The following is an 18,543-nucleotide window of genomic DNA, read 5'->3' on the forward strand; positions in this document are numbered from 1 at the left end:
TCAGGCTGCGGCGCCGAGCGGTGGCGCAGGGACACCCGGGCGACGCAAGGCGGGGGCGTCCTGAGCCGCGGCGGGCTCGCGGCGGCGCAAGGCCAGGGCGTCCTGAGCCGCGGCGGACTCATAGCGCCGCAGGACCAGGGAGGCCACGGCCGGGTGATCGGCGATCGGCTCGGCCACCGCGTCGGCCCCGGCCTCGGCGAGCGCGACGGTGAACCGCCCCGGGGCGAGCAGGTGCGCGGCCACGACCACCCTCCGGTGCCCGGCGCCCCGCAGGCGCGCCACGGCTTCGGGGACGGGGGGCTCGGCGGCCGAGCAGTACGCGGTACGGACCGGGACTCCCGGCAGCAGCGCCCGCAACTGCCGGGCGGCGACCAGGGCCCCGTCGTTGCCCCCGGGCCGCGATGATCCGGCGGCGGCAAGGACCACGGCATCGGCCCGCACCCCCGCGCGCCGCTCGGCTTCGCACAGCCGGTCCCGCAGCGCGAGGGCGATGCCGGGGTCCCCGCGAAGGCCTTCGGCGAGCACGCAGCCGCGGCCCTGCCCGCTGCTTGCCTCGACGACGGCGGGGATGTCGACGGTGCGGTGATACCCGTCCCCCAGAAGAAGGGGCACGACGACGGAAGCCTCCACCTCTCGCCCGCTCTCTTCCAGGGCTTCGGCGAGGGAGGGCGACCGGCGGTCGAGCACGGCTTCGGCGAGGGAGAGGGACCGTCGGTCGAGCAGCGCTTCGGCGAGGGAGGGCGACTGGTGGTCGAGGTGGCCGATGACGGGCCGCACCCCGCCGAGCCGCTCGACCCGGTCGCACAGCCGCCGGAGGGTGAGACCGGCACCGGGCGGCGCACTGCCGTGCACGGCGAGAACGAGAGGTCGCACTGTCCATCACCATCCCACCCGAAGCCGGAGAGCTCTGGATCTCTGCGAGCGGGCCCGGGGCGGGACAGTGGTGTCGTCGCACTCCCGCCCCGGAAACCGCATCGCCACGGGCCGCGCTCTTGGTCGGGGAGCAGCCCGTCGTCCACGACGCTACGCCCGCCCGCGCCCGCGAACCCCCGCCAAAAGCCCTGATCCCACGGGCCGTTGGGCCCCCGCGGAAGGGCCCTTCTCGGCCTGCCCCCGGGCCCCGCCCGACCTACCGTCAAGAGGAACGCACCCAGCCACCTCAGACGACGGAGTGTGCCCCCATGACCCAGAACCTGGTCCTCATAGGCCACGGAATGGTGGGCCACCGCCTCCTGGAATCCCTGGTGGAACGGGGCGCGATCGCCGCCCCGAGCGACGCCGCCACCCCGCAGGGCGCCACGGCCGCCGGGGAGAGCCCCATCCCCGGCTGGCACGTGACCGTCCTCGCAGAGGAGGACCGGCCCGCCTACGACCGCGTTCACCTCTCCTCCGCCTTCACCGGGGCCACCGACGCCGAACTCGCCCTCTGCGACGCCGACTTCATCGACCGGCACGGCATCGATCTGCGGCTCGGTGATCCGGTCGAGCACATCGACACCGCGGGGCGCACCGTCACCAACACCTCCGGAGCCACCGTCCCCTACGACGCCCTGGTCATCGCCACCGGCTCCTACTCCTTCGTGCCGCCCGTCGAAGGCGCCGACGCCCCCGGCTGCTTCACCTACCGCACGCTGTACGACGTCGAGACCCTCACCGCGTACGCCTCCGAAGAGGACCGCACCACCGGCGTCGTCATCGGCGGCGGACTCCTCGGCCTGGAGGCCGCCGGAGCCCTGCGCACCCTCGGCCTTCGCACCCACGTCGTCGAGTTCGCGCCCCGCCTGATGCCGCTCCAGGTCGACGACGGAGGCGCCGCCGCCCTGCGCGCCACCATCGAGTCGATGGGCGTGGCCGTGCACACGGGCGTCGGGGCGAGCCAGGTCGAGACCGACACCGACGGGTCCGTGCGCGGGCTGCGCCTGAGCGACGGCCGCGTCATCGACGCCGACGTCGTGGTCTTCTCCGCGGGCGTACGTCCCCGGGACCGCCTCGCCCGCGAGGCCGGCCTCGCCGTGGGCGACCGGGGCGGCGTCGTCGTGGACGAGCACTGCCGCACCACCGACCCCTACGTCTACGCCGTCGGCGAGTGCGCGCAGACCGCCGACGGCCGCGTCTACGGCCTGGTCGCCCCCGGCTACCAGATGGCCGAGACCGTCGCCGACGCCCTCGCGGGCGAGGGGACCTCGGTCTTCACCGGCGCCGACACCTCCACCAAGCTGAAGCTGATGGGCGCCGACGTCGCCTCCTTCGGCGACCCCTTCGTACCCGAGGGCGAGGACGGCGGCGCCGTCTCCGTCGTCTTCTCCGACACCCGCGAGGGCGTCTACAAGAAGCTGCTGCTCGGCCCCGAAGGACAACTGCTCGGCGGCATCCTGGTCGGCGACGCCGACGCCTACGGCACCCTGAAGCCGCACGCGGGCCGCCCCCTGCCCGCACCCCCTCAGGCCTACGTCCTGCCCGCGTCCGGCGTCGAACTCCCGGGCGCCGACGCTCTCCCCGACGACGCCGTCGTCTGCAGCTGCCACAACGTCACCAAGGCCGCCGTCCGTACCGCCGTCACCGAGAACTCCCTCACCGACCTCGGCGGCATCAAGCGCTGCACCAAGGCGGGCACCGGCTGTGGAGGCTGCCTGACCACCCTCCAGTCCGTGCTCGACGCGGAGCTCGCCGCCGCCGGCATCGAGAAGCCCAAGGGCCTGTGCGAACACTTCGCGCTGAGCCGCGCCGAGATCTACGAGACCGTACGCACCGAAGGCATCCGCTCCTTCGGCGAGCTGATGGAGAAGCACGGCCTGGGCGGCGAGGGCTGCGCGGTCTGCAAGCCCGTCGTCGGCAACGTCCTCGGCACCCTCGCCCCCGAACTCGGCCTGCGCCACGTCCTGGACGGCGAGCAGGCCGCCCTCCAGGACTCCAACGACCTCTTCCTCGCCAACCTCCAGAAGGACGGCACCTACTCCGTCGTCCCGCGCGTCCCCGGCGGCGAGATCACCCCCGCCCAGCTCATCGCCATCGGCGAGGTCGCCCGCGACTTCGACCTCTACACCAAGATCACCGGCGGTCAGCGCATCGACCTCTTCGGCGCCCGAGCCGACCAACTCCCCGCGATCTGGCGCCGCCTGGTCGACGCGGGACTGGAGTCCGGCCACGCCTACGGCAAGTCCCTGCGCACCGTGAAGTCCTGCGTCGGCGCCAGGTTCTGCCGGTTCGGGCAGGGCGACTCCGTCCAGCTCGCCATCGACCTGGAGCTGCGCTACCGCGGCCTGCGCACCCCGCACAAGATCAAGGGCGGCGTCTCCGGCTGTCTGCGCGAGTGCGCCGAGGCCCGCGGCAAGGACATCGGCGTCATCGCCACCGCGGGCGGCTGGAACCTCTACGTCGGCGGCAACGGCGGCACCACCCCGCGCCACGCCGACCTCCTCGCCGCCGACCTGACCCCCGCCGAACTCCTCCGCCTCGTCGACCGCTTTCTCATGTACTACCTGCGCACCGGCGAGCGCCTGGAGCGCACCGCCCCGTGGTGCGAGCGCATCGGCGGCCTCGACCACCTGAAGTCCGTCCTGATCGACGACTCCCTGGGCATCTGCGCCGAGTTGGAGGCCCAGATGGACCGCCACGCGGCGGCCTACCAGGACGAGTGGCAGGCGGTCCTCGACGACCCGCAGGCGCTCGCCCGCTTCGAGCGGCACCTGCCGCGGCCGTCGCCCGAGTTCCTCGAGCCGGGCCGCGGCCGGGCGGCCGTCCTGCCCGACGGCTCCGAGGCCGCCCTCTTCAAGGACCGCGGCGGCACGGTCTACGCGGTCGGCAACCGCGACCCGTTCTCCGGCACCGACGTGATCGCCCACGGCATCCTGGGCACGCGCGACGGCCGCCCCGTCGTGGCATCCCCGATGCACAAGCAGGAGTTCGACCTGCGCACCGGCGCGTGCCTGGACGACCCCTCGGTCGCGCTGCCGGTGCACGAGGTGCCGACGTCCGAGGCCTCGGCGCACGAGGTCTGAAGTCCCCTCACACTTGCGGTCTTTGGCCTGGTCGGCAGGTGCCCAACGCCTCTGCTGCCCGGTCCTCGCGCGAAGGAACCTGGATACGTCAGGCCCCGTAGCAAGGTCGGGACCCTGAGCGAACTGGGAACCAACATGAGATCGCCTGCCGCCCAAGAAGCGCAGACCGCGCCCGCGGGAACGTCGTACGACCCCGCGCAGTACCGCCCCGGCCGCACCATCACCGACTGGGAGCCGGAGAACGAGCTCTTCTGGAAGTCCACCGGCAAGAAGGTCGCCACCCGCAACCTGTGGATCGCGGTCCCCGCGCTCCTGGTCGCCTTCGTGGTCTGGCAGGTGTGGTCGGTCACCGCGACCAACCTCAAGGACGTCGGCTTCGGCTTCTCCACCTCGCAGCTGTTCTGGCTGACGGCGGTCCCGGGCCTGACGGGCGGCACGGCCCGGATCTTCTACACCTTCCTCGGCCCGATGATCGGCCAGCGCCGCTTCACCGCGCTCTCCACGATCGTCCTGGTCGTCCCCCTGATCTGGCTCGGCATCGCCGTCCAGAACCCCGACACCTCGTACGGCGTGATGATCGCCATCGCCGCCCTCTGCGGCGTCGGCGGCGCCAACTTCGCCTCCTCGCTCGCCAACATCGGCTTCTTCTTCCCCAAGAAGGACAAGGGCAACGCGACCGGCATCAACGGCGGCCTCGGCAACCTCGGCGTCTCCGTCGTCCAGCTGCTCACCCCGATCGTCATCACCAGCTCGGTCATCGCGGTCGGCTCGGCCCAGCACAAGGCCGACGGCACGCCGGTCTGGCTGCAGAACGCCGCCTTCCTGTGGGTGCCGGTCCTGGTGATCCTGGCCGTCGTCGCATGGTTCGGCCAGAACGACCTCAAGGTCGCGGCGACTCCCTTCAGCCAGCAGAAGATCATCTTCAAGCGCAAGCACAACTGGCTGATGACCTGGCTCTACGTCGGCACGTTCGGTTCCTTCATCGGCTTCGCGGCGGCCCTGCCGATGCTCATCAAGACCACGTTCACCCCGATCGACGCGGCCTACTCCGCGGCCACCTACGCCTGGATGGGCCCGGCCGTGGGCGCGCTCGCCCGCTGGGCCGGCGGCTGGATCGCGGACAAGATCGGCGGCGCGAGGGTCACCATCCTCTCGTTCGTGGGCATGGCGCTCTCCATCATCGGCGTCATCAACTTCCTTCCCTCCGGCGGCGACAACGGCAACTTCTGGGGCTTCTTCGCCTGTTTCCTGTGCGCGTTCTTCTTCTCGGGCATCGGCAACGGCTCGACGTTCCGCCAGATCCCGGTGATCTTCCGCAACCAGCACCTGAAGGGCCTGGCCGAGGGCACGCCCGAGTACGCGAAGGCGCTGAAGCAGGCCGAGATGGAGGCGGGCGCCGTCACCGGTTTCACCTCCGCCATCGCGGCGTACGGCTTCTTCTTCATCCCGGCGATGTTCGCCAACTTCGCGGTCACCAGCGCGATGTGGGGCTTCGTGGCCTTCTACGTCAGCTGTATCGCGGTCGCCTGGTGGTTCTACGCCCGCAAGGGCGCGGAGTCGCCGAGCTGACGCCTCGGACCGTCCGCAATTCCCGGTCGTCCCGTACCACGGGATGGCCGGGAATTTCTTGTGAATGCATTCACAAGCGAACTTAGGTCCAAAGTCCTCGGTAAATCCCCAGGTCAGGGCGGCAGGAAGAGTTCCGGGCCAAGGGAAATGAGGACCATCGGTCCCCAAGCGAGGACCATTGCGGGCTCCCTGATCGATCAAACAGGAGTGGAATGGAGACGTAGCGAAGAAGCGATACGGAAGGTGCGCGTCATGACTGCCACTCCTGCGGAAACGACAGTGAACGGCGAGGCCTGGGACGGCTTCAAGGGCGGCCTGTGGCGGGACGCCATCGACGTCCGCGACTTCGTGCAGCAGAACTACACCCCGTACGAAGGCGACGCCTCCTTCCTCGCGGGCCCGACCGAACGCACCACCCAGGTCTGGCAGAAGCTCCTCTCGATGTTCCCCACGGAGATCGAGCGCGGCATCTACGACGTGGACGTGAAGACCCCCTCGCGGATCGACGCCTTCAAGCCCGGCTACATCGACGGCGCCGCCGCCGACCACAAGGACCTGATCGTCGGCCTGCAGACCGACGCCCCGCTCAAGCGCGCCATCATGCCCAACGGCGGCTGGCGGATGGTCGAAGGCGCCCTCAACGCCTACGGCTACGAGGCCGACCCCGAGGTCAGGGACATCTACACCCACCTGCGCAAGACCCACAACGAAGGTGTCTTCGACGCCTACACGCCCGAGATCCGCGCCTGCCGCTCCTCCGGCATCATCACGGGCCTGCCCGACGCCTACGGCCGAGGCCGCATCATCGGCGACTACCGCCGCGTCGCCCTCTACGGCGTCGACCGTCTGATCGCCGCGAAGGAGGCCGACAAGGCCGCCCTCGGCGAGGAATGGGCGACCGAGGACGTCATCCGCGGCCGCGAGGAGATCTCCGAGCAGATCAAGGCCCTCAAGGAACTGAAGGCCATGGCGATGTCGTACGGCTACGACATCGCGCAGCCCGCCACCACGGGCCGTGAGGCCGTCCAGTGGCTGTACTTCGCCTACCTGGCCGCCGTGAAGGAGCAGAACGGCGCGGCCATGTCGATCGGCCGCATCGACAACTTCCTCGACATCTACCTCCAGCGCGACATCGAGGCAGGCCGCATCACCGAGGCCGAGGCCCAGGAGTTCATCGACGACTTCGTCATCAAGCTCCGCATCGTCCGCTTCCTGCGCACCCCCGAGTACAACGAGCTCTACTCGGGCGACCCGACCTGGGTCACCTGGTCGATGGCCGGCATCGGCGAGGACGGCCGCCCGCTGGTCTCGCGCACCACCTTCCGCGCCCTGCAGACCCTCTACAACCTCGGCCCGGCCCCCGAGCCGAACCTCACGGTGTTCTGGTCGCGGCAACTGCCCAAGGGTTTCAAGGAGTTCGCCTCCAAGGTCGCCATCGACACCTCGGCCATCCAGTTCGAGTCGGACGAGCTGATGCGCCCCAAGTACGGCGACGACACCGCGATCGCCTGCTGCGTCTCCGCGATGGCCGTAGGCAAGCAGATGCAGTTCTTCGGCGCCCGCGTGAACGTCGCCAAGGCGCTCCTCTACGCGATCAACGGCGGCCGCGACGAGAAGTCCGGCAAGACCGTCGTGCAGGGCTTCACGCCCATCGAGGGCGAGTACCTCGACTACCCGACCGTCGTGAAGCAGTACGACGCGATGCTCGACTGGCTGGCCAAGACGTACGTCCACGCGCTCAACGTCATCCACTACATGCACGACAAGTACGCCTACGAGCGCATCGAGATGGCGCTGCACGACCAGGAGATCCTGCGCACCATGGCGTGCGGCATCGCGGGCCTCTCGGTCGCCGCCGACTCGCTCTCGGCGATCAAGCACGCCAGGGTCAAGGTGATCCGCGACGAGACGGGCCTCGCCGTCGACTACGAGATCGAGGGCGACTACCCCGCCTACGGCAACAACGACGACCGCGCCGACGACATCGCGAAGCGCATCGTGCACGACTTCATGGAGAAGGTCCGCAAGCACCCCACCTACCGGAACGCGGTGCACACCCAGTCGGTGCTGACCATCACCTCGAACGTCGTCTACGGCAAGAAGACCGGCAACACCCCCGACGGCCGCCGCGCCGGTACGCCCTTCGCCCCGGGTGCCAACCCGATGAACGGCCGTGACGAGCACGGCTACATCGCCTCGGCGATGTCGGTCGCCAAGCTGCCCTACGACGACGCCGAGGACGGCATCTCGCTGACCAACACCATCACCCCGGACGCGCTCGGCCGCACCCCCGAGGAGCGGGTGGAGAACCTCTCCGGCGTCCTGGACGGCTTCATGGCCAGCGACGGCTTCCACATGAACGTCAACGTGCTCAACAAGGCGACCCTTCAGGACGCCATGGAGCACCCGGAGAACTACCCGCAGCTGACGATCCGGGTCTCCGGATACGCGGTCAACTTCATCCGGCTGACCCGCGACCAGCAGCTCGACGTCATCAACCGCACCTTCCACGGCTCCCTCTGAGCCACCGGCTCCCTCACCGGAGCCGCCCCCGATCCGCGGCCCCGGGGCCGGGCCCTCACCCCGGCCCCGGGAGTCGCGAACACCATGTCCTGCCAGTAGTCCGGGAGTTACGCCATGGCTGTCCTGCTCGGTACCGACATCCCCGTACGCCCCCGTGTGGTCGATGAGGACGCGGCCACCCCGGCGGCGGCCGCCACCCACCGCCCCGTCACCGGCTCGGTCCACTCCTGGGACCTGTCCACCGGCGTCGACGGACCCGGCACACGCTTCGTCACGTTCCTCTCCGGGTGTCCGCTGACCTGCCTGTACTGCCACAACCCCGACACCTGGCGGATGCGCGACGGCAAGCGGACCACGGCCGACGACGTCATCGCGGAAGCCGCCAAGTACACCAAGTTCATCTCCGCCGCCGGGGGAGGAGCCACCGTCAGCGGCGGCGAGCCCCTCCTGCAGCCCGTCTTCACCGGCGAACTCCTGCATCGCCTCAAGCACGAACTGGGCCTGCACACCGCCCTGGACACCTCCGGCTTCCTCGGCGCACGCGCCACCGACGCCCTGCTGCGCGACGTCGACCTGGTCCTGCTCGACATCAAGTCCTGGGACCCGGAGACGTACAAGAAGGTCACGGAGCGCCCGCTGCGGCCCACCCTCGACTTCGCCCACCGCCTCGCCGAGCTCGGCAAGAACGTCTGGGTGCGCTTCGTCCTCGTCCCCGGCCTGACCGACGACCCGGCGAACATCGAGGGCGTCGCCCGCTTCGCCGCCTCGCTCGGCAATGTCTCGCGCGTCGACGTACTGCCCTTCCACAAGCTGGGCGAGGCGAAGTGGGACGCGCTCGGCAAGGACTTCACGCTGCGCGACACCCCCTCGCCCACCCCGCAGCAGGTGGCCGCGGCCAAGGAGATCTTCGCGGCTCAGGGCCTCAAGGCCGTCTGAAGAGGACGGTCGAGGGGCGGCCGGAAGCCACCCGAACGGCCCAGCGGGCGGGCGGCCGACCGTGGCCGTACCTAGCGTGGCCGCATGAGTGCTCCCACCAGCCACCGGCGGACGGGCGACACCTACCGCCCCGGATCGACGATCGGGGAGTGGCGCCCCGAGGACGACTCGTTCTGGCGCTCGGTCGGCCACAAGGTGGCCAACCGCAACCTCTGGGTCTCCATCCCGGCCCTGATGCTCGGCTTCGTCGTCTGGCAGGTCTGGTCGGTCACCGCGGTCCGCCTCAACGACGTGGGCTTCGGACTCACCACCTCGCAGCTGTTCTGGCTGACGGCCATCCCCGGCCTCACCGGCGGTACCTTCCGGGTCCTCTACACCTTCATCGGGCCGATCTTCGGCGAGCGGAAGTTCACCGCCTTCTACGCCACGTGCCTGGTCGTCTGCTGGTGGTTCTACGCCCGCAAGGGCGCGGAGGCCCCGAGCTGAACCCCCGACGTACCCTGGAGGCATGAGCACCGCCCCCGCCCCCGAACCGCGCGATCCGGAGAAGCCGCAGAGCCCGGCCAAGCCGCGGAACGCGCTGATCTTCGACGATCCGCTGTCGCAGCAGTCCTCGGACGACACGGACCGAGGGTGGGGCGAGCGGCCGGAGGCCGGCGGCGACAGCGCCGCCGACCTGGCGCGCTTCCTCGACGAGAAGCCGCCCCACCACCTCTGAGCCCGCGCTACTCCTCGCGGTGACCGGAGCCGCGCTGCGCCACCAGCGCGTCGCGGATCTCCTTGAGGACCTCCAGCTCGGAGATCTCGATGACCTCCTGGGCCCCCTCCTTGGCCGCCTTCCGAGCAGCCTGCTTCGCCAGGTACTTGGCCATGGGCAGGACCATCAGGAAGTACACGACGGCCGCGGTGATCACGAAGCTGAGAACCGCGCTGAGCACGGATCCCCACATGATCGGGATGCCGCTCTCGACCGTCCCGTCGGGCTTCATCACGCACGGTGCCTTCAGGCACGAGCTGTAGTGGTCGAGATCCTTCGTCCCGAAGGCGCCGACGAGCGGGTTGATGACACCCTTGACCACCGAGTTCACGATGTTCGTGAACGCGGCGCCGATGACCACCGCGACCGCCAGGTCGACGACATTGCCGCGCATCAAGAAGGCCTTGAAGCCCTCCCAGACGCCCGGTTCCTTCTTCTCGCTCACCACGAGGCCTTTCGTTGCATGTGCAGGTTGTGGAACAAACAACTTCGCAACCTACGTCAGGCCGGGGTTGACCTGTCCAATTCGTTCGCACGAACGGGCGACTTGACAGGCTCTCAGTGCGATCGTGAACGTTCCGGTTCACCGCAGGGTCACCGCCAGACGCGCGCTCGCCCCTGCTCCGGCGAGCCGTGCTGCCGTGTCCCGCGGCACGGAGAAGACCACCAACGCCCCGCTCTCGGCAGGCCCTTGCCCTGGTCCGGGCACCTCGGAAACCCGCGCGCCCGCCGCCACCACGCGCGGCTTCGCCCCACCCGACGGCGTCCCCTCGGCCGCGATCACGTCGACCCGGTCGCCGGGGCGCAGCAGACCCGCCGCGCCCGCGTCCGCGATCCGCACGGGTGCCGACACCCGCTCCCCGGATCGCGGTTCCTGCGCGGGCTCCGCCACGGCAGCCCGCGCCTGCGGCCGGTCGGCCTCCCGCGGGACCGAGGCCGCGAGGGCGGCCGCGGTCATCGCGAGGCCCACGGCCATGGCCCGCCGTCTGTGCCGCAGCAGTCTGCGCAGCCGCGGATTTCCTCCGCGCACCCGCACGGGGGAGAAGTGGGGGACCGGGCAACCGTCCGCCCATGAGATCTGGGTCCGGCTCTGAGAAGGGACGTGGGGCACGACAACCACCGCCTGCGGTGCGAGAACTCGGCTTCCGCTCTCACGATGCAGTCCCGCGCCGATTCCCGCTGAGCCCCGTGGACTACCCGCCGGTTGTGGACAACTCCCTCACCCGAAGGAGAAGTTCCACCATCCCGCAATCCCGCAATCCCGCAGCCGCAATCCCGCAGCCGCAGTCCCGCAGCCGCAGTCCCGCAGCCGCAGTCCCGCCCCGGCAGGCCCCGCCTCACGGCAACCGAATCCCCGGATTCAGCCCACCCAGCGCCCCGGCACACAGGCACCCCCGCTCCCCGCCACTTTCCGGCAGCCCCGCCACCGCGTCGAACAGCACGTCCCGCAGCCGGTCCACATTGGCGGCGAACACCCGCAGGACCTCGTCGTGCGAGACGCCCTCGCCGGTCTCCGCGCCCGCGTCCAGATCCGTGACCAGCGTCAACGACGTGTAGCAGAGCTCCAGTTCACGCGCGAGCACGGCCTCGGGATGCCCGGTCATGCCCACCACCGACCAGCCCTGGTCCGCGTACCAGCGCGACTCCGCCCTGGTCGAGAAGCGCGGCCCCTCGATCACGACCAGCGTCCCGCCGTCCACCGGCTCCCAGTCGCGGCCGCGCGCGGCCTTGAGCGCGGCACCGCGCCCCACGGGGCAGTACGGGTCGGCCAGCGACACATGCACGACGTTCGGCACGCTCCCGTCCGGCAGCGGAACCCCGTCGAAGTACGTCTGTGGACGCGACTGCGTGCGGTCCACCAACTGGTCGGGCACCAGCAGCGTCCCGGGCCCGTACTCGGACCGCAGCCCGCCGACCGCGCACGGCCCGAGCACCTGCCGCACACCGACGGAGCGCAACGCCCAGAGGTTGGCGCGGTAGTTGATGCGGTGCGGCGGCAGATGGTGGCCGCGGCCGTGCCGGGGCAGGAACGCCACCCGGCGCCCCGCGATCTCACCGAGGAAGAGGGAATCGCTCGGAGCCCCGTACGGAGTGTCGACCTGTATCTCGGTCACGCCGTCGAGGAAGGAGTAGAAGCCGGAGCCGCCGATCACGCCGATCTCGGCTCGCGAAGCGTTCGCCGTGTTCACCATGGGCCGCACAGTAGCCGGGCCGGAAAACGCCGAGGACCCCGCCGTCGTGGGACGGCGGGGTCCTCGGGAAGAGTCTCAGGCGGCCGAGCTCGACGACGTGGACGTCGACGAGGATCCGGACGACTTGGAGTCCGAGGACGAGGAGGACGAAGAAGCCTTCGCGTCCGAGGAGCTCGACGAGCCCGACGTGTCCGAGGAGGACTTCGACGACGAAGAGGCCGGCGAGCTGCTCGACGACGAGCCGCGGCTGTCGTTGCGGTAGAAGCCGGAGCCCTTGAAGACGATGCCGACGGCCGAGAACACCTTCTTGAGGCGTCCGTCGCAGCTGGGGCACACGGTCAGGGCGTCATCGGTGAACTTCTGCACCGCCTCGAGGCCCTCGCCGCACTCGGTGCACTGGTACTGGTACGTCGGCACTTGCTTCCTCCTGGCACTCTCACTCGATGAGTGCTAACGACGGTCCATAGTGACGTATTCCGCGAGATCAGTCCACCGTGACCGGAACTCGGTGACCGACGCCACGCGCCACCGTGAGGGACGGCGCCTGGGGAACGAGCCGCGAGCGCAGCGTCACGAGCACCGCGAGGGCCAGTGCCGTGCCGCCCAGCGGGACCAGGAATCCGGCACCGTCCCAGAAGCGGTCCTCCAGCTGTCCGGCGACCGTGACGGCCGCCGCCTGCCCGAGCGCGACCGCGCCGGTGAGCCAGGTGAAGGCCTCCGTGCGGCCGGTCGGCGCGACCAGCTTGTCGACCAGGGTGTAGCCGGTGATCAGCGCGGGCGCGATGCAGACGCCGACCAGGAGGCCGAGCCCGGCGAGCAGGACCACGGAGTGCGCCGCCCACAGGCCGGATGCCATCAGGGTCAGTGCCGTGTACCCGACGAGGAGCCGGCGCTGCGGGGAGACCTTCCAGGCGATGGCGCCGCAGGCGATGCCGGAGAGCATGTTGCCCGCGGCGAACGTGCCGTACAGGACGCCGTTGAGGCCCGGTTCGCCGATCGACTCGGTGAAGGCGGCCAGCGAGACCTGCATGCCGCCGAAGACGGCGCCGATCCCGAGGAACGTCACGATCAGGACGCGCACTCCGGGGACCCGCAGCGCGGAGACGTGCTCCACGCGCGCGTGCTCGGCGTGGTGCGCGGACGGCTTGGGCTGGGTGCTCTTCTGCGCGGCGAACAGCAGGCCGCCCACCAGCGTGAGCCCGGCCTCGGTGAGCAGTCCGGCGGAGGGGTCGACGGTGGTGCACAGCGCGGTCGCGACGAGCGGGCCGAGGACGAAGGTCAGCTCGTCGGTGACCGACTCGAAGGCGGCCGCGGTGGTGGCCAGAGGGGTGTCCTGCAGCTTGGCGCCCCAGCGGGCCCGCACCATGGGGCCGATCTGCGGCGTCGACGCACCCGCGGGTACGGCGGCCGCGAAGAGCGCCCACAGGGGGGCGTCGGAGAGCGCGAGGACCGTCAGCGTGACGACGGACGCGGAGTGCACGAGGACGCCGGGCACCAGCACCGCGCGCTGTCCGAACCGGTCGGCGAGCTTGCCGCTGAAGGGGGCGAAGAGCGCCATGGAGACGCCGGTGACGGCCGAGACGGCGCCCGCGGCACCGTACGAGCCGGTGGTGTGCTGCACCAGCAGCACGATGGAGATGGTCAGCATCGCGAACGGCTGGCGCGCCGCGAAGCCGGGCAGCAGGAATGTCCAGGCGCGCGGGGTGCGCAGCAGTTGTCCGTAGCCCGGGCGGGATTCGGTGACCGTGGATGCCACGGCCCGTGCCTTTCTGCCGCCTGGTAGCGCGCCCGTGCGGGGGCGCCGAGAGCTGTCCTCTTGCGCGGAACTGCGGTAGATGCCGGGCCCCACTGCGAGGGGTACCGCGGCCGCCATACGGTCGCGCCAGCTCTGCTTCAGGCAGAGTTGGTTCGATCAGGTGTCTTCATGGTACAGGCGGAAGTCCCATCCGCCCCTGTGATTACAGCCGATGAGACCCCCGACACCTACGATGCCGCCGATGTTTAGTGTTTTTCTCCGTCGGTTCCCAGCCATCCGGCGAGCTTTCCGCCGTGGCCGACCGCGCGCAGCCGCCGCTCGGCGGCGTCCCGCACCGGGTCCGTGGCCACCACGAGGAGCTCGTCGCCGCGCCGCAGTACCGTCGTCGGCAGCGGAACGAACGATTCTCCGTCGCGGACGACCAGCGTGACCGCCGCGCCCTGAGGCAGCCGCAGCTCGGCGACCTCGACGCCGTGCATGCGTGAGCCCTTGGGGATGGCCACCGACAGGAGATGCCCGCGCAGCCGCTCCAGGGGCGCCGATTCGACGCCGAGGTCGGCGGCCTCCGCGGAGTCGCCGAGCCGCAGCTTCCGGGCCAGCCAGGGCAGCGTGGGGCCCTGGATGAGGGTGTAGACGACGACGAGGACGAAGACGATGTTGAAGATCCGCTGACTGTCCTCGACGCCGCTCACCATCGGGATGGTGGCCAGGATGATGGGCACGGCGCCGCGCAGGCCGGCCCAGGACAGCAGGGCCTTCTCCTGCCAGGGCATCCGGAACGGCAGCAGGCTGATCACGACCTCCAGGGGCCGTGCCACCACCGTCAGGACGAGGCCGATGACGATGGCGGGCCAGGTGTCGTCCAGCAGGTCGTGCGGTGTGACCAGCAGGCCGAGCAGCACGAACATGCCGATCTGGGCGAGCCAGCCGAGCCCTTCGGCGAAGCCGCGGGTGGCGGGCCAGTGCGGCAGCTTGGCGTTGCCGAGGACCATCGAGGCGAGGTAGACGGCGAGGAAGCCGCTGCCGTGCGCCATGGCTCCCGCGGCGTACGCGGTGACGGCGATCGCCATGACGGCGATGGGGTAGAGGCCGGAGGCGGGCAGGGCCACGTGGCGCAGGCCGTAGGCGCCGAGCCAGCCCACCGCGAGGCCGATCGCGGCGCCGATCGCCAGCTCCAGGGCGATCTTGCCGATCAGTACGTACCAGTCGTCCACCGGTCCTGCCGTGGAGAACGCCACGACGAGGATCACCACAGGGGCGTCGTTGAACCCCGACTCCGCTTCGAGCACGCCCGTGACGCGTGAGGGGAGCGGCACCTTCCGCAGCACCGAGAAGACCGCCGCCGCGTCCGTGGAGGAGACCACCGCGCCGATGATCAGTGCCTGCCGCCACTCGAGCCCCACGAGGTAGTGCGCTCCCGCGGCCGTGACGCCGACGCTCACCGCGACACCGGCGAGCGACAGCGCGGCCGCGGCGGGCAGCGCGGGCCTGATCTCTTTCCACTTCGTCCCGAGGCCGCCCTCGGCGAGGATCACGACCAGTGCCGCATAGCCGATGACCTGCGTCAGCTCGGCGTTGTTGAACTGGACGTCGCCGATGCCGTCCTGGCCCATGGCGACGCCGATGCCGAGGTACAGCAGCAGGCTGGGGAGCCCACTGCGCGACGAGATGCGGACCGCCGCCACCGCGACGAGCAGAACGAGCGAGCAGACGAGCAGGAGCTGGTTGAGGTGGTGGACAGTCAGGGGCCGTTCCTTCCGCCGTGCAGCCGAGTACTTCGTAGCCGAGTACTTCGTTACCTTACCTAATTGTTAACGCTTTCTTGACGTCATCGAACCTCTTTTCGATCTCCAGGGAGGCGGGTTCCTGACTCCGCGTCCGGAGCCGCAACGTCCTGCGCCTATGGTTGCTCCAGCGCTCCCAGAGCCGCCCAGTCGACAGCACAGCCCGCCCTGCCGCTCGCGTAAGGACAGCAAGGACAGCGATGCCCTCCAACACCACCGCCTCTTCCGGTCATAAGTCCGGCAAGAAGAAGGGGCGCCGAGCCCGACTCGTCGTGATCGTCCTGGTCCTGGCCATCGTCGGAGGCATCGGCTTCGGCGCGTACTGGAGCATCAGCACCGTGCGCGCCTCCTTCCCGCAGACCAAGGGAACGATCAAGCTCGACGGCCTCTCCGGACCGGTCGACGTGAAGCGCGACGGGAACGGGATCCCGCAGATCTACGCCGAGTCCGACGCCGACCTCTTCATGGCACAGGGCTACGTCCAGGCGCAGGACCGCTTCTGGGAGATGGACGTACGTCGCCATATGACCTCCGGGCGGCTCTCCGAGATGTTCGGCAAGGGCCAGGTCAAGACCGATGAGTTCCTGCGCACGCTCGGCTGGCACCGGGTGGCGAAGAAGGAGTACGACTCCAAGCTCTCGCCGCAGACCAAGAAGTACCTCCAGGCGTACGCCAAGGGAGTCAACGCCTACCTCGACGGCAAGGACGGCAAGGACATCTCCGTCGAGTACGCGGCGCTCGGCTTCGAGAACGACTACAAGATCCAGAAGTGGACCCCCGTCGACTCCGTGGCCTGGCTCAAGGCGATGGCCTGGGACCTGCGCGGCAACATGCAGGACGAGATCGACCGCTCCTTGATGACGAGCCGCCTCGGCCCCTCGCAGATCAAGGACCTGTACCCCGAGTACCCGTACAAGCGGAACAAGCCCGTCGTCCAGGAGGGCGCCTACAACAGCGCCACCAAGGAGTACGACGACAAGGGCACCGGCACCCAGACCGGGACGGCGGGGACCGGTGGCGCGGTGGGCACGGGCCTCGCGGGCGGCGCGCAGGCGCCCGACGGGCTGCAGTCGCAGCTCTCGGGTCTCTCCGACGCCCTGGACGAGGTCCCTGCGATCCTCGGCCCGAACGGCAACGGCATCGGCTCGAACTCCTGGGTCGTCTCCGGCAAGCACACGATCACCGGCGAGCCCCTGCTGGCCAACGACCCGCACCTCGCGCCGCAGCTGCCCTCCGTCTGGTACCAGATGGGCCTGCACTGCCGGTCGGTCTCCGAGAAGTGCCAGTACGACGTCTCCGGCTACACCTTCTCCGGCATGCCGGGCGTGGTCATCGGCCACAACAAGGACATCGCCTGGGGCATGACGAACCTCGGCGCCGACGTCACGGACCTGTACCTGGAGAAGTTCACCGGGGACGGCTACCTGTACGACGACAAGGTGCTGCCCTTCACCTCCCGCGAGGAGACCATCAAGGTCGCGGGAGGCAAGGAGAAGAAGATCACGGTCCGCGAGACCAACAACGGCCCGCTGATCTCGGACCGCGACGACGAGCTGGTCAAGGTCGGCAAGAAGGCCGGCGTCGACACCGCGGCCCCCGACCGGGGCGACGGCTACGGAGTGGCGCTGCGCTGGACCGCGCTGACCCCCGGCAAGTCCATGGACGCGGTCTTCGAGCTCAACAAGGCGAAGGACTTCACGGAGTTCCGCAAGGCGGCCGCTTCTTTTGAAGTGCCCTCCCAGAACCTGATCTACGCCGACACCAAGGGCAACATCGGCTACCAGGCGCCCGGCAAGATCCCGACCCGCGGCAAGGGCGACGGCTCGCTCCCGGCGCCGGGCTGGGACCCCGCCTACCGCTGGGACGGCTACATCCCGCAGCGTGCGCTGCCCTACGAGTACAACCCCAAGCGCGGCTACATCGTCACCGCCAACCAGGCCGTGATCGAGGACGGCGAGGGCAAGTACCCGTACAAGCTCACCGCCGACTGGGGCTACGGAGCGCGCAGCCAGCGGATCGACGACCTGATCCAGTCGAAGATCAAGAACGGCGGCAAGATCTCCACCGAGGACATGCGCCTCATGCAGATGGACAACAGCAGCGAGATCGCCAAGCTGCTCGTGCCCAAGCTGCTGAAGATCGACATCAAGGACAAGTACGTCCGCGAGGCGCAGAAGCTCCTCGAGGGCTGGGACTACACCCAGGACGCCGACTCGGCGGCCGCCGCGTACTTCAACTCGGTCTGGCGCAACATCCTCAAGCTCGCCTTCGGCAACAAGCTCCCCAAGGAGCTGCGCGTCAAGGGCCAGTGCCTGAACGTCGAACCGGCCGGCAACACCCGTCCCGCCGACGAGGGCGAGAAGGTCCGCGAATGCGGCGAGCGGGATGCCGACTCGGCGCAGCCGGACGGCGGCGACCGCTACTTCGAGGTCGTCCGCAAGATCCTCGACGACGAGAAGAACGACTGGTGGAAGGCGCCGGCGACCCGCACCGACGACGAGACCAAGACCCGCGACCAGCTGTTCAAGCGGGCCATGGAGGACGCGCGCTGGGACCTGACGGCCAAGCTCGGCAAGGACATCGACACCTGGTCCTGGGGTCGCCTGCACCGCCTCACGCTGAAGAACCAGACGCTGGGCACCGAAGGCCCCGGCTGGCTCCAGTTCGTGCTCAACCGCGGCCCGTGGAACCTCGGCGGCGGCGAGGCCGCGGTCAACGCCACCGGCTGGAACGCGGCGGGCGGCTACGGCGTGGTGTGGGTGCCGTCGATGCGCATGGTGGTGAACCTCAAGGACATGGACAAGTCCAAGTGGATCAACCTCACCGGCGCCTCGGGGCACGCGTACAACGACCACTACACCGACCAGACCGACAAGTGGGCCAAGGGCGAACTCCTGCCGTGGGCCTACTCGGAGAAGGCGGTCGAGGGCAGCACGAGCGACAAGCTGGTCCTGCGCCCCTGATCCCGTACGGCTGACACCGAAAGGGCCCTCCACGCGCGCGTGGAGGGCCCTTTCGGTGTCGTGGC

Annotated in this window: 14 protein-coding genes; 7 read left to right on the plus strand and 7 right to left on the minus strand. The window is 69.9% G+C overall.

What is annotated here, in order from left to right; translation table 11 throughout:
- Complete coding sequence (locus AB0B50_RS32635) at positions 1 to 873, minus strand: CbiX/SirB N-terminal domain-containing protein (protein WP_362339414.1); 873 nt, start codon at positions 871 to 873, stop codon at positions 1 to 3.
- Positions 874 to 1,181: 308 nt separating this feature from the next.
- On the opposite strand from AB0B50_RS32635, the gene nirB reads away from it, so the two are divergent.
- The 6 genes from nirB to AB0B50_RS32665 all read left to right on the plus strand — a co-directional run bounded on the left by nirB (position 1,182) and on the right by AB0B50_RS32665 (position 9,744).
- A complete protein-coding gene (gene nirB / locus AB0B50_RS32640; protein WP_362339415.1) occupies positions 1,182 to 3,998 on the plus strand; it encodes a nitrite reductase large subunit NirB in 2,817 nt (938 codons plus the stop codon).
- A 135-nt stretch (positions 3,999 to 4,133) separates the two neighbouring features.
- Complete coding sequence (locus AB0B50_RS32645; protein ID WP_362339416.1) at positions 4,134 to 5,567, plus strand: NarK family nitrate/nitrite MFS transporter; 1,434 nt, start codon at positions 4,134 to 4,136, stop codon at positions 5,565 to 5,567.
- A 252-nt stretch (positions 5,568 to 5,819) separates the two neighbouring features.
- Positions 5,820 to 8,090, plus strand: a complete 2,271-nt coding sequence (pflB, locus tag AB0B50_RS32650; RefSeq protein ID WP_362339417.1) for a formate C-acetyltransferase — start codon at positions 5,820 to 5,822, stop codon at positions 8,088 to 8,090.
- 114 nt (positions 8,091 to 8,204) lie between these two features.
- On the plus strand, positions 8,205 to 9,026 hold the full coding sequence (gene pflA / locus AB0B50_RS32655) for a pyruvate formate-lyase-activating protein (RefSeq protein ID WP_362339418.1): 822 nt from the start codon (positions 8,205 to 8,207) through the stop codon (positions 9,024 to 9,026).
- 84 nt (positions 9,027 to 9,110) lie between these two features.
- Positions 9,111 to 9,512 carry a hypothetical protein gene (locus AB0B50_RS32660; protein ID WP_362339419.1) on the plus strand — a complete coding sequence of 134 codons (402 nt, stop codon included), beginning with the start codon at positions 9,111 to 9,113 and terminating at the stop codon, positions 9,510 to 9,512.
- A gap of 22 nt (positions 9,513 to 9,534) precedes the next feature.
- On the plus strand, positions 9,535 to 9,744 hold the full coding sequence (locus tag AB0B50_RS32665; protein WP_362339420.1) for a hypothetical protein: 210 nt from the start codon (positions 9,535 to 9,537) through the stop codon (positions 9,742 to 9,744).
- A gap of 7 nt (positions 9,745 to 9,751) precedes the next feature.
- Here the strand turns inward: AB0B50_RS32665 and mscL are convergent, their stop codons facing one another.
- From mscL to AB0B50_RS32695, 6 genes are all read right to left on the minus strand, one after another.
- The gene (gene mscL / locus AB0B50_RS32670; RefSeq protein ID WP_362339421.1) at positions 9,752 to 10,228 is read right to left on the minus strand and encodes a large conductance mechanosensitive channel protein MscL; all 477 of its coding nucleotides are present in this window, start codon (positions 10,226 to 10,228) and stop codon (positions 9,752 to 9,754) included.
- A gap of 138 nt (positions 10,229 to 10,366) precedes the next feature.
- Entirely contained in the window at positions 10,367 to 10,819 is a 453-nt protein-coding gene (locus AB0B50_RS32675) for an RcpC/CpaB family pilus assembly protein (protein ID WP_362339422.1), read from the minus strand.
- 301 nt (positions 10,820 to 11,120) lie between these two features.
- Positions 11,121 to 11,975: an S-methyl-5'-thioadenosine phosphorylase gene (locus AB0B50_RS32680; protein ID WP_362339423.1), complete on the minus strand. Its 855-nt coding sequence runs from the start codon at positions 11,973 to 11,975 to the stop codon at positions 11,121 to 11,123.
- A gap of 75 nt (positions 11,976 to 12,050) precedes the next feature.
- Positions 12,051 to 12,392: an FmdB family zinc ribbon protein gene (locus tag AB0B50_RS32685; RefSeq protein ID WP_362339424.1), complete on the minus strand. Its 342-nt coding sequence runs from the start codon at positions 12,390 to 12,392 to the stop codon at positions 12,051 to 12,053.
- A gap of 67 nt (positions 12,393 to 12,459) precedes the next feature.
- A complete protein-coding gene (locus tag AB0B50_RS32690) occupies positions 12,460 to 13,731 on the minus strand; it encodes an MFS transporter (RefSeq protein ID WP_362339425.1) in 1,272 nt (423 codons plus the stop codon).
- Between the two features lie 245 nt (positions 13,732 to 13,976).
- Positions 13,977 to 15,476, minus strand: coding sequence for a potassium/proton antiporter (locus AB0B50_RS32695; RefSeq protein WP_362339538.1), 1,500 nt, complete (start codon positions 15,474 to 15,476; stop codon positions 13,977 to 13,979).
- A gap of 239 nt (positions 15,477 to 15,715) precedes the next feature.
- Here AB0B50_RS32695 and AB0B50_RS32700 point away from each other — a divergent pair, with 239 nt between their 5' ends.
- Entirely contained in the window at positions 15,716 to 18,478 is a 2,763-nt protein-coding gene (locus AB0B50_RS32700) for a penicillin acylase family protein (protein ID WP_362339426.1), read from the plus strand.
- Positions 18,479 to 18,543 lie beyond the last annotated feature (65 nt).

It is taken from the genome of Streptomyces sp. NPDC041068 (assembly GCF_040647455.1).
In the GTDB taxonomy this organism is placed as follows: Bacteria; Actinomycetota; Actinomycetes; order Streptomycetales; family Streptomycetaceae; genus Streptomyces.

What these genes read in the sequence shown, in the direction of transcription:
- nirB (WP_362339415.1), top strand. Translation starts at nt 1,182, where the DNA reads ATGACCCAGAACCTGGTCCTCATAGGCCACGGAATGGTGGGCCACCGC.
- pflA (WP_362339418.1), top strand. Translation starts at nt 8,205, where the DNA reads ATGGCTGTCCTGCTCGGTACCGACATCCCCGTACGCCCCCGTGTGGTC.
- AB0B50_RS32660 (WP_362339419.1), top strand. Translation starts at nt 9,111, where the DNA reads ATGAGTGCTCCCACCAGCCACCGGCGGACGGGCGACACCTACCGCCCC.
- pflB (WP_362339417.1), top strand. Translation starts at nt 5,820, where the DNA reads ATGACTGCCACTCCTGCGGAAACGACAGTGAACGGCGAGGCCTGGGAC.
- AB0B50_RS32680 (WP_362339423.1), bottom strand. Translation starts at nt 11,975, where the DNA reads ATGGTGAACACGGCGAACGCTTCGCGAGCCGAGATCGGCGTGATCGGC.
- AB0B50_RS32645 (WP_362339416.1), top strand. Translation starts at nt 4,134, where the DNA reads ATGAGATCGCCTGCCGCCCAAGAAGCGCAGACCGCGCCCGCGGGAACG.
- AB0B50_RS32665 (WP_362339420.1), top strand. Translation starts at nt 9,535, where the DNA reads ATGAGCACCGCCCCCGCCCCCGAACCGCGCGATCCGGAGAAGCCGCAG.
- AB0B50_RS32700 (WP_362339426.1), top strand. Translation starts at nt 15,716, where the DNA reads ATGCCCTCCAACACCACCGCCTCTTCCGGTCATAAGTCCGGCAAGAAG.